General features: G+C 64.9%; 11 protein-coding genes and 1 tRNA gene. 6 read left to right on the forward strand and 6 right to left on the reverse strand.

The features are described 5' to 3' along the window. The first annotated feature begins 127 nt into the window (after positions 1–127). From C8C95_RS01315 to efp, 3 genes are all read left to right on the forward strand, one after another. Positions 128–1,024, forward strand: coding sequence for a LysR family transcriptional regulator (locus C8C95_RS01315; RefSeq protein WP_116747385.1), 897 nt, complete (start codon positions 128–130; stop codon positions 1,022–1,024). Next, entirely contained in the window at positions 1,021–2,163 is a 1,143-nt protein-coding gene (earP, locus tag C8C95_RS01320) for an elongation factor P maturation arginine rhamnosyltransferase EarP (protein WP_116747386.1), read from the forward strand. Before C8C95_RS01315 ends, earP begins: the two co-directional genes overlap by 4 nt. Positions 2,164–2,303: 140 nt before the next feature. Then, a complete protein-coding gene (gene efp, locus C8C95_RS01325) occupies positions 2,304–2,858 on the forward strand; it encodes an elongation factor P (RefSeq protein WP_008906801.1) in 555 nt (184 codons plus the stop codon). Positions 2,859–2,997: 139 nt separating this feature from the next. On the opposite strand, the gene rimO is transcribed toward efp, so the two are convergent. The 5 genes from rimO to C8C95_RS01350 all read right to left on the reverse strand — a co-directional run bounded on the left by rimO (position 2,998) and on the right by C8C95_RS01350 (position 8,783). Next, a complete protein-coding gene (gene rimO, locus C8C95_RS01330; protein WP_099730612.1) occupies positions 2,998–4,389 on the reverse strand; it encodes a 30S ribosomal protein S12 methylthiotransferase RimO in 1,392 nt (463 codons plus the stop codon). 179 nt (positions 4,390–4,568) lie between these two features. Further along, the gene (phaR, locus tag C8C95_RS01335) at positions 4,569–5,129 is read right to left on the reverse strand and encodes a polyhydroxyalkanoate synthesis repressor PhaR (protein ID WP_116747387.1); all 561 of its coding nucleotides are present in this window, start codon (positions 5,127–5,129) and stop codon (positions 4,569–4,571) included. Between the two features lie 282 nt (positions 5,130–5,411). After that, positions 5,412–5,488: transfer RNA gene (locus tag C8C95_RS01340), tRNA-Val, on the reverse strand. A 116-nt stretch (positions 5,489–5,604) separates the two neighbouring features. Beyond that, the gene (locus C8C95_RS01345; RefSeq protein WP_116747388.1) at positions 5,605–7,818 is read right to left on the reverse strand and encodes a bifunctional (p)ppGpp synthetase/guanosine-3',5'-bis(diphosphate) 3'-pyrophosphohydrolase; all 2,214 of its coding nucleotides are present in this window, start codon (positions 7,816–7,818) and stop codon (positions 5,605–5,607) included. Then, a complete protein-coding gene (locus C8C95_RS01350) occupies positions 7,815–8,783 on the reverse strand; it encodes an alpha/beta hydrolase (RefSeq protein WP_116747389.1) in 969 nt (322 codons plus the stop codon). Before C8C95_RS01350 ends, C8C95_RS01345 begins: the two co-directional genes overlap by 4 nt. Before the next feature lie 116 nt (positions 8,784–8,899). Between C8C95_RS01350 and C8C95_RS01355 the strand changes: the two genes are divergently transcribed. Then, a complete protein-coding gene (locus C8C95_RS01355) occupies positions 8,900–9,682 on the forward strand; it encodes a 3-hydroxybutyrate dehydrogenase (RefSeq protein ID WP_056064213.1) in 783 nt (260 codons plus the stop codon). 116 nt (positions 9,683–9,798) lie between these two features. Here the strand turns inward: C8C95_RS01355 and C8C95_RS01360 are convergent, their stop codons facing one another. Then, positions 9,799–10,512 carry an SIMPL domain-containing protein gene (locus C8C95_RS01360; protein ID WP_056746745.1) on the reverse strand — a complete coding sequence of 238 codons (714 nt, stop codon included), beginning with the start codon at positions 10,510–10,512 and terminating at the stop codon, positions 9,799–9,801. Positions 10,513–10,729: 217 nt separating this feature from the next. Between C8C95_RS01360 and ompR the strand changes: the two genes are divergently transcribed. Together ompR and C8C95_RS01370 are read left to right on the forward strand one after the other, a co-directional pair. Further along, a complete protein-coding gene (gene ompR, locus C8C95_RS01365) occupies positions 10,730–11,461 on the forward strand; it encodes a two-component system response regulator OmpR (protein WP_015014739.1) in 732 nt (243 codons plus the stop codon). 6 nt (positions 11,462–11,467) lie between these two features. After that, complete coding sequence (locus C8C95_RS01370) at positions 11,468–12,997, forward strand: sensor histidine kinase (protein WP_056064216.1); 1,530 nt, start codon at positions 11,468–11,470, stop codon at positions 12,995–12,997. Position 12,998: the final 1 nt, after the last annotated feature.

The following is a 12,998-nucleotide window of genomic DNA, read 5'->3' on the forward strand; positions in this document are numbered from 1 at the left end:
CCTGCGGCCAGCCCCACGCCGGGGCGGCTCGGGGCGAATGATGCGCAGGGTGTGCGGGGCCGTAAATCGCTCAAGCAACAAGATGCCATCGCAAACCGGCATGGCAGCTTGTTACCATCAGGCCCCCATGAAACTTGATCCCGTCTCCCTGCGCCTGTTTGTGGCCGTGATGGAAGAAAGCACCATCGCTGCCGCCGCCGCGCGCGAGCACCTGGCCGCCTCGGCCGTGAGCCGCCGCCTGGCCGACCTGGAAGACGCGTTGCACGTGGCCCTGTTCACCCGCAGCAACAAGGGCACCGAGCCCACGGCCGCCGCATTTGCCCTGCTGAACCTGGCGCGCGGCGTACTGAATGACCTGGACGGCATCGCCACCCAGATGCGCGAATATGGCACCGGAGTGCGCGGCCACGTGCGCGTGGTGGCCAACATCTCGGCCATCACGCAGTTTTTGCCGGAGGAACTGCAGAGCTTTCTGGCACAACACCCGCAGGTGGATGTGCGGCTGCAGGAGCAGATCAGCAGCGCGATTGCGCATTCCGTGGCCGAGAACGCGGCCGACGTGGGCATCCTGAACGAAGGCCACTACGGCGAGCGGGTGACGCTGCTGCCCTACCGCACCGACGAGCTGGTGCTGGTGGTACCCACCGGCCATGCGCTGGCGCGGCGCAAGTCCGTGCGGCTGGCAGACGCCCTGCCCTATGACTTTGTGGGCGCGCACCCCAACAGCGCCATCAACAACCAGCTCACCCGCGCATCCGCCGAGGCAGGCCTTCCGCTTCGACTGCGCATGCAGGTCACCAGCTACGACGCGCTGTGCCTCATGGTCAACGCCGGGCTGGGTGTGGGCGTGATGCCGCGCGGCAGTGCGCGGCTGTACCAGGGCGCGCTGCAGATCCGCACCGTCACCCTGAACGAGCCCTGGGCCCACCGCCGCCTGTCGCTGTGCGTGCGGTCGGAAGAATCCCTCTCCACCGTGGCCCGGCTGCTGGTGGACCACTTGCGCACGCAGCCCTCTACACCATGACCCCCGACCGCCAGCCCCTGCAGTGGGATGTGTTCTGCCGCGTGATCGACAACTTTGGCGACATTGGCGTGTGCTGGCGTCTGGTGGCGCAGCTGGCCGCACTGGGCCACCGCGTGCGCCTGTGGGTGGACGACGCCTCGGCGCTGCAATGGATGGCCCCTGGGGGCTGCGCCGGGGTGGAGGTGAGGCCCTGGGGCGCGCCGCCGCCGGGGCCCAACGAGCCGCCACCCGATGTGATGGTGGAGGCCTTCGGCTGCGATATTGCTCCTGAATTCATAGCGTATAGCGCATATTCCACTAGCGCTTCTAGCCAAAATCGCTCCAAACCTGTCTGGATCAACCTGGAATACCTGTCTGCAGAGGCCTACGTCGCACGCACCCACCGCCTGCCGTCCCCCATCCTGTCCGGCCCGGCATCGGGGTGGACGCGCTGGTTTTTCTACCCCGGCTTCACCACCGGCACCGGCGGCCTCCTGCGCGAGCCCCATCTGATGGCGCGGCGCGCGGCTTTTGACCGCAGCGCCTGGCGCACGGAGCACCGGGCCATGTTTGGCAGGGGCGAAGATATAACGGGCAGCCGCTGGGTGTCGCTGTTCTGCTACGAGCCCCCGGCGCTGGCCCACCTGCTGCAACAGTGTGCGCGACAACCCACCGAGCTGCTGGTCACGCCTGGCCGCCCGGCTGCTGCTGTGCGGGCGACACTGGCCGAGCCCTCCGGGAACCAAGGAGGTCCGCAAGCGCATGACCAGCGGGGACTGCTGTCCTTGTCCTACCTTCCCCACCGCCCCCAGCCAGCGTTTGATGAGATGCTGTGGGCCTGCGACTTCAATGCGGTGCGGGGCGAGGACTCGCTGGTGCGTGCGCTGTGGGCGGGTCAAGCCTTTGTCTGGCAGATCTACCCGCAGCACGACAACGCCCACCACGACAAGCTCTGGGCCTTTCTGGACTGGCTGCAGGCGCCTGCGTCACTGCGGCAGTTCCACGCCACCTGGAACGGGCTGGACGGCGCGCCGCTGCAATGGCCGGACGACAACACGCTGGCAGAGTGGACCGCCTGCACCCAGGCTGCCCGTGCGCGCCTGCTGACGCAGGACAACCTCGTCGCACAACTTTTGGGCTTTGTCGCCGAAAAACGGTAAAATCCGAGGCTTTGCGCAAATCAGGTGCGGCATGTCAGTGCCTGCTCCCCGCGCACTTTCGCCGCAGAACATGCACCGGCGCGCAAACCAGATGGTTTGCCAGCCCGCGCGTTGAGCGGCCCCAACCCAAGCAACTTGCTATGAAAATCGCTCAAGAAATCCGCGCCGGCAACGTCATCATGCACGGCAAGGACCCCATGGTGGTCCTGAAGACCGAATACGCCCGCGGCGGCCGCGGTGCAGCCACCGTGCGCATGAAGCTCAAGAGCCTGATCGGCAACTTCGGCACCGAAGTCGTGTTCAAGGCCGACGACAAGATCGACAACGTGATCCTGGACAAGAAGGAGTGCACCTACTCCTACTTTGCCGACCCCATGTACGTGTGCATGGACACCGAGTACAACCAGTACGAAGTGGAAGCCGAAAACATGGGCGACTCGCTGAACTACCTGGAAGACGGAATGACGGTGGAAGTGGTGTTCTATGACGGCAAGGCCATCTCGGTCGAACTGCCCACCAGCGTCGAGCGCGAAATCACCTGGACGGAACCCGCCGTCAAGGGCGACACCTCCGGCAAGGTCATGAAGCCTGCCAAGATCGCCACCGGCTTCGAAGTGCCCGTGCCCCTGTTCGTCAGCCAAGGCGACAAGATCGAAATCGACACCCGCACTGGCGAATACCGCAAGCGCGTCTAAGGGCGGCAAGGGCTCGCTGCCCCCTCTCCCTCCCAGGAGATCCCCCAAAGAAAAAGGCTTCCCTCGGGAAGCCTTTTTTTATGATTCAGAGCCAATGCGCTAGTGCTGCAAGGGTCTAACGCTATGAATTAAATAGCAATCAGATAGGTTGCGCCACCAGGTCGTGTCCCTGCACGCCCACGATACGTGCCTTGGTGAACTCCCCCACCTTGAGCTGCTTGCTGATCTTCTCGGGCGGCAGCAGCTGCACGGTGCCGTCGATCTCGGGCGCATCCGCATAAGTGCGGCCCACACCCCCTTTGCGGCCCAGGGCAGGGGCATGGTCCACCAGCACCTGCATGGTGGCACCCACCCGGCGCTGCAGTCTGGCGATCGAGACCTCTTCCGCCACCGCCATGAAGCGGGCACGGCGCTCTTCGCGCACTTCCATCGGCAGCATGCCGGGCAGCTCGTTGGCCGCAGCGCCATTCACATCGCTGTAGGCAAAGCAGCCCGCACGGTCAATCTGCGCCTCGCGCACGAAGTCGAGCAGGTGCTGGAACTCTTCTTCCGTCTCGCCCGGAAAGCCCGCAATGAAGGTGCTGCGGATGACCAGCTCGGGGCAGGCTTCGCGCCAGCGCAGGATGCGCTCCAGGTTGCGCTCGCCGCTGGCGGGGCGCTTCATGCGCTTCAGGACATCAGGGTGGCTGTGCTGGAAAGGCACGTCCAGGTACGGCAGCACCTTGCCCGTGGCCATGAGTGGGATCACCTCGTCCACGCTGGGGTACGGGTACACGTAGTGCAGGCGCACCCAGGCACCATAGGGCTCGGCAATCTCACCCAGCGTCTGCACCAGCTCCAGCATGCGGGTCTTGACGGGCTTGCCGTCCCAGAAGCCCGTCCGGTACTTCACGTCCACGCCATAGGCCGAGGTGTCCTGACTGATCACCAGCAGCTCTTTCACACCACCTTCAAACAAGGCCTTGGCCTCGCTCAGCACGTCGCCAATGGGGCGCGACACCAGATCGCCGCGCATGGACGGGATGATGCAGAAGGTACAACGGTGGTTGCAGCCTTCGCTGATCTTGAGGTAAGCGTAGTGCTTGGGCGTGAGCTTGATGCCCGCGATGCCGAAGCTGCCGGGCACCAGGTCCACGAACGGGTCGTGGGGCTTGGGCAGGTTCAGGTGGACCGCATCCATCACCTCTTGCGTGGCATGCGGCCCGGTCACGGCCAGCACGCTGGGGTGCATCTGGCGCACCATGTTGCCGCCATCGTCACCCGTGCGGGCGCCCAGGCAGCCGGTGACGATGACCTTGCCGTTCTCGGCCAGCGCTTCGCCAATGGTGTCCAGGCTTTCTTTCACGGCATCGTCAATGAAGCCGCAGGTGTTGACGATGACCAGGTCTGCGCCCTGGAAGGTCTTGGAGGTTTCGTAACCCTCGGCGCTCAGCTGCGTGAGGATCAGCTCGGAATCGGTCAGCGCCTTGGGGCATCCCAGGCTGACGAATCCGACTTTGGGTGTTTTGGTGGGGGCAATTGCTTCGCTCATATCCCCGTATTGTCCCAGTTCCGGCGTTGAGCGGTCAGGATTGCCGATTCATCGCAAGGTTTGCCACCTGCCGCAACCTGCGCAACCGGTGCTGCACCAGCCCGCAGCCACCATTCAAAGGCAGCACCACCGCTCTAGCGGCGCCGCCCGGGGGCAAGGCGCCGCAGGCGCCTCGGGGGCTATCTTTTCAGTCCAAATGCACCCAGCATCTGCTCCGTCTGCTTTTGCATCTGCTCCTGCATCTGGGCCAGCATGGTCTGCGACTGCTCGACATAGTTGCCCATCATGCCCTTGAGCATGGGCGACTGCAGGCTCATGAATTGCGACCACATCTCGGGCGTCACGCTTTGCGACTGCTCAGCCAGCTTGGCCTGCACATCGGTAAAGGCCTGGACGTTCTTCTCCAGATACGCACCCATGAACCCCTGCATGGCATGGCCGTAGAAGCGGATGATGTTGGCCAGCACCGCCTCGGTGAACATCGGGGCGCCGCCCGCCTCCTCTTCCAAAATGATCTGCAGCAGGATGCTGCGTGTGAGGTCTTCGCCCGTCTTGGCGTCGCGCACCACCACGTTCTGGTGGTCCATCACCAGCTGGCGCACCTCGGCCAGGGTGATGTAGGTGGAGGTGTCTGTGTCGTACAGACGGCGGTTGGGGTACTTCTTGATGACGCGCTGGGTCGATTTGGACGCAGCGGTTTTCGGTTCGGACACAACGAACTCCTCGGGCTCAAAACCCATGTATTGCAGTGCAGCACATTCTAGGGAGACTGCTGCGCCGCTGCGGCAAAGGAATACCCTGAGGACGCAGGACAACCGAGTGTCGCGCGTGTGACTGATAGGTCCTGCGCTGTGTGTCGTGGCGCTTCCTGCACCACACACCACAGCCCGGCAACAGCGCGTGAAGCGAAAGAATGAAGCAAAAACAAAAAAGCCACCTTACGGTGGCTTGCTGCATGAACACCGCTTGCGGTGTTGTTGCCAAGTTCTTTTCACTGAAAGCTGGTGTCTTTCAGAAAAACTTGGTAGGCGCGATTGGACTCGAACCAACGACCCCCACCATGTCAAGGTGGTGCTCTAACCAGCTGAGCTACGCGCCTGTCGTTATCAAGACCACGATTATAGCCATAAAAATCTGCCCCTCGGGCACGACGCGCTACAAATCACACAACGCGCGCGAAGCGGGCTCACAGGCAAGGCCCGCGCGCGTCTCGCCTCAACGACGGCGGGCAGAACGAACGCCCTGCACCCCAGCCACGATGCCGAGCACCTTGTTCAGGCGGCCTGAGTCGGACACTTCTACCGTGAACGTCATCCACGCCGTGCCTTTGACGGACTGGGTCTGCACACCGATCACATTGGTTTTTTCGCGGGCAAACACTTCCGAGATGTCGCGCAGCAGGCCCTGGCGGTCGGCGGCCTCCACCGCGACGTCCACCGGGTACACCGCCGTGGATGCCGATGGCTTGGGCACGCCCCACTCCACTTCGATCACACGCTCGGCATTGCGTGCCGCCATCTCGCGGAAGTTGCTGCAGTCGGCACGGTGCACGCTCACCCCTTTGCCGCGCGTGACAAACCCACGGATAGTGTCCGGCGGTGCGGGCTTGCAGCACTTGGCCAGCTGCGTCATCAGCGAGTCGATGCCCACCACCAGCACACCGCCCTTGGGGGCCGAGTCGTTGGTGCGTGTTTTCTTGAGCAGCAGATAGTCGTCGGGCTGCAGCACGGGCTCGGGCGGGCGCAGCACGGTTTCAATGTTGCGCAGCGAAAACTCGTCCTTGCCCACCACCTCAAACAGCGCGTCGGCCGACTTGAAGCCCAGTTGCACCGCCAGATCGTCGAGCTTGATGGCGGTCTTGCCCTCGCGCTGCAACAGCTTTTCGACCGCCTCGCGGCCCCGGGCCACTGTCTCGTGCGTGGCCTGTGCGTTGAACCAGGCACGCACCTTGGCCTTGGCGCGGTTGCTGGTGAGATAGCCCAGCTCGGCATTGAGCCAGTCGCGCGAGGGGCGCCCTTCCTTGACCGTGGAGATTTCGACGGTCTGCCCGTTTTGCAACGGGGTATTGAGCGGCACCATCACACCATCGACCTTGGCGCCCCGGCAGCGGTGGCCCAGGCTGGTGTGGACGGAGTAGGCAAAGTCCACCGGGGTGGCGCCCTGGGGCAGCTCCACCACGGCGGCATCGGGGGTCAACACGTAGATGCGGTCCTCGAACAAGCCCCGGTTGGGCAACGCGCCCGCCAGGTCCCGCTCCCACGCCAGCAGCTGGCGCAGCACGGCAATCTTGGCGTCGTACTCGCCCGTTGCAGACACACCCGCATAACCTTTGGCCCCGGCCTCCTTATAGGCCCAGTGCGCGGCCACGCCATGCTCGGCGTGTTCGTGCATGGCCTGGGTGCGGATCTGGATCTCGATGGGCTTGCCGTTGTCGTCCCGCACGATGGTGTGCAGGGACTGGTAGCCGTTGGGTTTGGGCTTGGCGATGTAGTCGTCAAACTCCTCCACGATGGGCTTGAACTGCTCGTGCACCCAGCTCAGGGCGGCGTAGCAGTCCTTCACCGTGGGCACCACCACACGCAGCGCGCGGATGTCGAACACCTGGTCGAAGTTGAGCGACTTGCCACGCATCTTCTTGACGATGCTGTAGATGTGCTTGGGGCGGCCCGCCACGGTGGCGCTGATGCTGCGCGCACGCAGGTCGGATTCGAGCCGCGCGCGCAGCTGCTCCATGTAGACCTCGCGCTCGCCGCGCTTTTCGTCGAGCAGGCGGGCCACTTCCTTGTAGGTGTCGGGCTCCAGGAAGCGGAAGGACAGGTCCTCCAGCTCCCACTTCACCTGCCAGATACCCAGGCGGTTCGCCAGCGGCGCAAACACCTGCAGCGACTCGCGCGCCAGACTGGGCGACACGGGGCGCTTGCTGGCCGCATGAAAACGGAGCGTCTGCAAGCGCGAGGCCAGCCGCAGCATCACCACCCGCAGGTCGCGCGAGAACGCCAGCAGCATCTTGCGCACGTTCTCCGTCTGCACGGCCGGGTCGTCCAGCGGTGCAGCCGCGCGGGCCTGCTGCTGCACGCGCATCAGCTTGGTGGTCTCCACCGCCAGCGCCGCGAAGTTGGCGCCAAAGGCCTTGGCGATCACCTCCTCGGGTTTGTTCAGATGGATGCAGGCGTGTACCAGATAGCTGGCCGCCTGCATGGCTTCGGAACCGCCAATGCCCTTGAGGATGGCGGCCACGGCATCGGCATGGGCCAGGGTGTTCTCGCCGGAGTCGAGCGTTTCGCCCGCCATCAGGGGTTCGGCAAAAGCGCGCGCGCGGGCCAGTGCGTTCACCTGCTCCGGCAGGGTGTGCGCCGTGGCGGCGATGAGCTGGGGGACAGCGTCGGCCTGGGGGGTGAGAGACGCTGGTGCAGGAGGGTTGGTTTTCATCCGGCCACAGCACCTTCTGCCGCCAGCAGGAAACTCGCGACTGCGGCGACCTGGTCTTCCGCCACCAGCGTGGGCGCGTGGCCCACACCGTCGAACTCCACCACGCGGGCCCGGGGCCCGCGCTGCGCCATGGCCTGCGCCGTATCGCGCGAGAGCAGGTCGGACTGCGCACCGCGCAACAGCAACGTCTGGGCCGTGATGTGGTCATACAGCTGCCACAGCGCCGCCTCGCCCGCCGCCGCAGCCTCCTGCGTCAACGTCTTGAACGGCACCGCAATCGCAGGGTCATAGTGCAGCGCGAGGCCGCCTCCGGCGGACTGCGGCAGCTCGCGCACCATGGCGCGCGACAGGTCCAGCCACTGGACGGGCGTGTGGGGGCCAAAGCTGGTGGAGATGGCCCACATTGCATCGGCCGCCTGCTGCAGCGATGCAAACCGCGCGGGCTGCCCCAGATACTGCCCGATGCGCTGCAGCGCCTGCCACTGGATGACAGGCCCCACATCGTTCAACACCAGCCGGCGCACAGGCACCGGCAAGGGCAGGCCGGGCTGGCCGGTGATGCCCATGCCGATGAGTCCACCCATGCTCGTGCCCACCCAGTCCAGCGTGGTGATGGGGGCTTGCTGGTGCAACTGCGCCAGCAATGCCAGCATGTCCGCCGCATATTGGGGAATCTGGTAGCCCATGGGGTCGGCCAGCCAGTCACTGCGTCCCCGGCCCACCACGTCGGGGCAGATCACCCGTGCATGCTGGCTCAGCACGCGGGCCAAGGTATCAAAATCGCGCCCCTGGCGGGACAGGCCGTGCACGCAGACGATGACGTGCGGGTGCGCCGGGTTGCCGGTGGCGTTCCACTCCCAATACGCCATGCGGTGCTGCTGTGCGGGAGCGGGTGCGCGGTCTGGAGTCTCCGGCGAGGCCGCGGGGCCTGGGCACAGTACGTAGTTCAGCGTAGGTTCAATCATGGGTGCGAAATCCGGGGGCAGCGCTCGATAATGCTGTGGTCGTTGGCACCCATCGCTTGCCCCTGAGTGCCGACTTTTTCTTGTCGTCGCATCGTAATTCATTCGGAGAGACTCCCATGCTGAAAGGCAAAACTGCCCTCGTCACCGGCTCCACCAGCGGCATTGGTCTTGGCATCGCCAAGGCCCTGGCGCGCCAGGGTGCCAACATCGTGCTCAACGGCTTTGGCGATGTGGATGGCCCCCGCGCCGAGGTGCTGGCAGCTGGCGAGGCTGCGGGCGCCCAGGTGGCTTACCACGGCGCCGATATGAGCCGTGTGGCCGACATCGAAGACATGATGAAGTACAGCGCCAGCCAGTTTGGCCGCGTGGACATCCTGATCAACAACGCAGGCATCCAGCACGTGGCCAATGTGGAGAACTTTCCCGTCGAACGCTGGGACTCCATCATCGCCATCAACCTGACCAGTGCCTTCCACACCTCGCGCCTGGCCCTGCCCGCGATGAAGAGCGCCAACTGGGGCCGCATCATCAACGTGGCGTCGGTGCACGGCCTGGTGGGATCGGCCCAGAAGTCCGCCTATGTGGCCGCCAAGCACGGCATCGTGGGCCTGACCAAGGTCACTGCGCTGGAGAACGCCACCACCGGCGTGACCTGCAACGCCATCTGCCCCGGCTGGGTGCTGACGCCACTGGTGCAAAAGCAGGTGGACGCCAAGGCCGCCGAACACGGCATCTCCAATGAAGAAGCCAAGAAGCTGCTGCTGGGCGAGAAGGAGCCTTCGATGCAGTTCACCACGCCCGAGGAGTTGGGCGAGCTGGCTGTGTTCTTCTGCTCCCCCGCCGCCAACAACGTGCGTGGCGTGGCGTGGAACATGGACGGCGGCTGGGCTGCTCAGTAAGCCGGCGCTGAGCAATCGCTCTGCTTTTGATAGCTGCCAGCGCTTATTGCACTAGCGCTTGCAGCCGTTTTTATTTCAAACAGGGCACACCCAGCGACTCAGGGTGCTCAGAGACCTCAGCGCATCTGCACCGAGCCCGACACGTTCACCGTGACCTGGGCCTTGCCCGCTTCCACCGGCACGGCTGAGTCCGAGAACGACGCCGCCTTGGCCTCGGCGGCCATCATGCGGGGCCGGGGGCCGGGCGACATTTCATTGCTGTTCACCGCCACTTCGCGCAAGCTGTAGTTCGCAAATCCAAAGCCCTTGGCCAGTTCGGCCGCACGGGCCTTGAATTGCTCGATGGCCTGGGTCTGGGCCTCGGACTCCACCTTGGCGCGGGCCTCGCGCGACAGGCCAAACGCCACCTGGCTGATCGCCAAGGTCTGAATCTTGCCGGCGGTGGCCGTGATGCGCGCGAAGTCACGGCCCTCCAGCACCAGTTCCGCCCGGCCCTGCCAGCCGTTGATCTTGCCGTCCTTGCCGTAGCGCGGGTACAGCCCGAACGGACCGGTGCGCACGTCCAGCTGTCCGGGCTGCGCATTGCGCTTGGCCTCGGTCAGTGCAGCATCCAGCGCCTGCTTGAGTTGGGTTTGCACGGTAGCGGCATCGGCGGCCTCTTTACTGGTGGCAAGGTTAAGCACCAGCAGGTCTTGCTGCACCTCCACCGTGCCCGTGGCCGAAAGCTGCACCACGTTGCGCAGCTCAGGGGCCGGTGTATTTTGGGCAAAAGCGGCGCTTGCGCAGGCGATCAGTGCACTGGCAGCTATCAATTTGGTAGTTTTTTTCATCATCACACGGTCCTTGTCATTGGTGCACGCCCCGGTTGCCAGGGGTGCGGGACACCACCTTAACCGCAGTGCGCGACACCCTTGACAAAGCCATGTCGCACGAGGTGCGAAGCTGGGCAAAACTTGTAACAGTTGGTCAAACCCGGCCTCCAAACCCGAACTTCGGCGTTCCAACTGGTCAGAATTGGCTCTGTTACAAATTGGACTTGAGATCAACATGGCCACAACACCCAATCGCACCGACAAAGTTCTGGTAGTGGACGACGACGCCCGCATCCGCGACCTGCTGCGCCGCTACCTCACCCAAGAGGGTTTTGAAGTCATGGTTGCCGAAGACGGCAAGGCCCTCAACCGCCTGCTGCTGCGCGAGACAGTGGACATCATCGTGCTGGACCTGATGATGCCCGGCGAAGACGGTTTGTCGATCTGCCGCCGCCTGCGTGCCGCCAACGACCGCACCCCCATCATCATGCTCACTGCCAAAGGCGAGGACGTGGACCGCATCGTGGGCTTGGAAGTGGGCGCCGACGATTACCTGGGCAAGCCCTTCAACCCGCGCGAGCTGCTCGCCCGCATCCACGCCGTGCTGCGCCGCCGCCCCGCCCAGGAAGCCCCAGGCGCCCCATCGGGCGACAACGAAGTCGTCACCTTTGGCCCCTTCACCTTCGACCTGGGCACGCGCGCACTGCAGCGCAATGGCGAAGAACTGCCTTTGACCACCGGCGAATTCGCCATGCTCAAGGCCCTGGTGCGCCACCCGCGCCAGCCCCTGTCGCGCGAAAAGCTGGCTCTGCTGGCCCGCGGCCGCGAGTTCGAGCCCTTCGACCGCAGCCTGGACGTGCAGGTCTCTCGCCTGCGCAAGCTGGTGGAAGTGGACGCCGCTGCGCCCCGCTACATCCAGACCGTCTGGGGCGTGGGCTACGTGTTTGTGCCGGACGGAACGAGCTGATAGTTCATGGCCAACACTGAGGGCAAGCCGAGATCCTCGTCCCGCAAGTCTGTCACCGCCCCCTCCGACGCCACCAGCCCTGCCCCGCTGGAGGCCATTCGGCGGGCGCGGGAACAGCGTGCGCGCGTCGGTCTGAACCTTTTCTGGCGCACGTTTTTTCTGCTGGCCCTGCTGCTGGTGGGCAGCATCCTGGCGTGGCTGCAAACCCTGCGCGCGCTGGAGTTTGAACCGCGCACGCTGCAGACCGCGCAGCAGATTGCATCGCTGGTCAACCTGAGCCGCGCCGCGCTGGTGCACTCCGACGCCATCGCGCGCGTGTCGCTCATCAAGACCATGGCCGACCAGGAGGGGGTGCGCATCCTGCCGCGCGAGCCCAAGGACAAGTACGCACTGCTCGACCCGACGGCCCTGGGCAACCGCCTGACCGACGAGCTGACCATGCGCCTGGGCCCGGACACCATCGTGGCGCAAAGCGTGAACGGGGAAAACGGCCTGTGGGTCGGCTTCAACATCAACGGCGACCCCAACTGGCTGTTGATGGACCGCTCGCGCTTCAGCCCGGCAGGGGGACGCACCTGGCTGATCTGGCTGATCACGGCCGCTGCGCTGTCGCTGGCCGGTGCCGCGGCCATTGCACGGCTGATCAACCGCCCGCTCAAACAGCTGTCCTATGCGGCCAACCGCGTCAAAGACGGTGACTTTGCCGCCAGCCACCTCGACGAAGAAGTGGTGACCAGCGAAATCCGCGAGGTGAACATCGGCTTCAACCGCATGGCCCAAAAGCTGGCCAAGCTGGAACAGGACCGCGCCGTGATGCTGGCAGGCATTTCGCACGACCTGCGCACGCCGCTGGCGCGCCTGCGGCTGGAAACGGAAATGAGCGTGACCGACGAAGTGGCCCGCGAGCACATGGTGGCCGACATCGTGCAGCTCGACGCCACCATCGACAAGTTTCTGGACTACGCACGGCCCGACCACGTCACGCTGACCCCGGTGAACCTGCATGCGGTGGTGTCGTCGTGTGTGTACGCGGTGCAGGACCACCGCGAGCTGCAGATCACCATGGCGGTGCCTGAGGACCTGAACGTGCTGGCAGACGAGGTGGAATTGGCCCGTGTGATCTCCAACCTGCTGGAAAACGCCCGGCGCTACGGCAAGAACGAGGACACGGGCATCACCAACGTGGACATCGCTGCCAAGAGCCGCGAAAACTGGGTGCTGATCAAGTTGCGCGACCACGGCGCTGGCGTGCCGCCTGAGCAGCTGTCCAACCTCACCAAGCCGTTCTTCCGGGGCGACTCGGCACGCACGGCGGCGGCAGGTGCAGGCCTGGGGCTGTCGATTGTGGACAAGACGGTGCAGCGCATGGGCGGCATTTTTGCGCTGGCCAACTCCAGCACCGGAGGCCTGGTGGCCCACCTGCAACTGCAGCGCGCCACCAGCCTGCCCGAAGGCGTGGACCCCAAGCAGCGCCTGCAGCGCCCATCCGTCAAGCGCCAGCTGCCCCGGCGACGGGCGGAAGACCGGATGGCCTGAT

The organism is Acidovorax sp. 99 (genome assembly GCF_003096455.1).
Taxonomy (GTDB): domain Bacteria; phylum Pseudomonadota; class Gammaproteobacteria; order Burkholderiales; family Burkholderiaceae_C; genus Acidovorax; species Acidovorax delafieldii.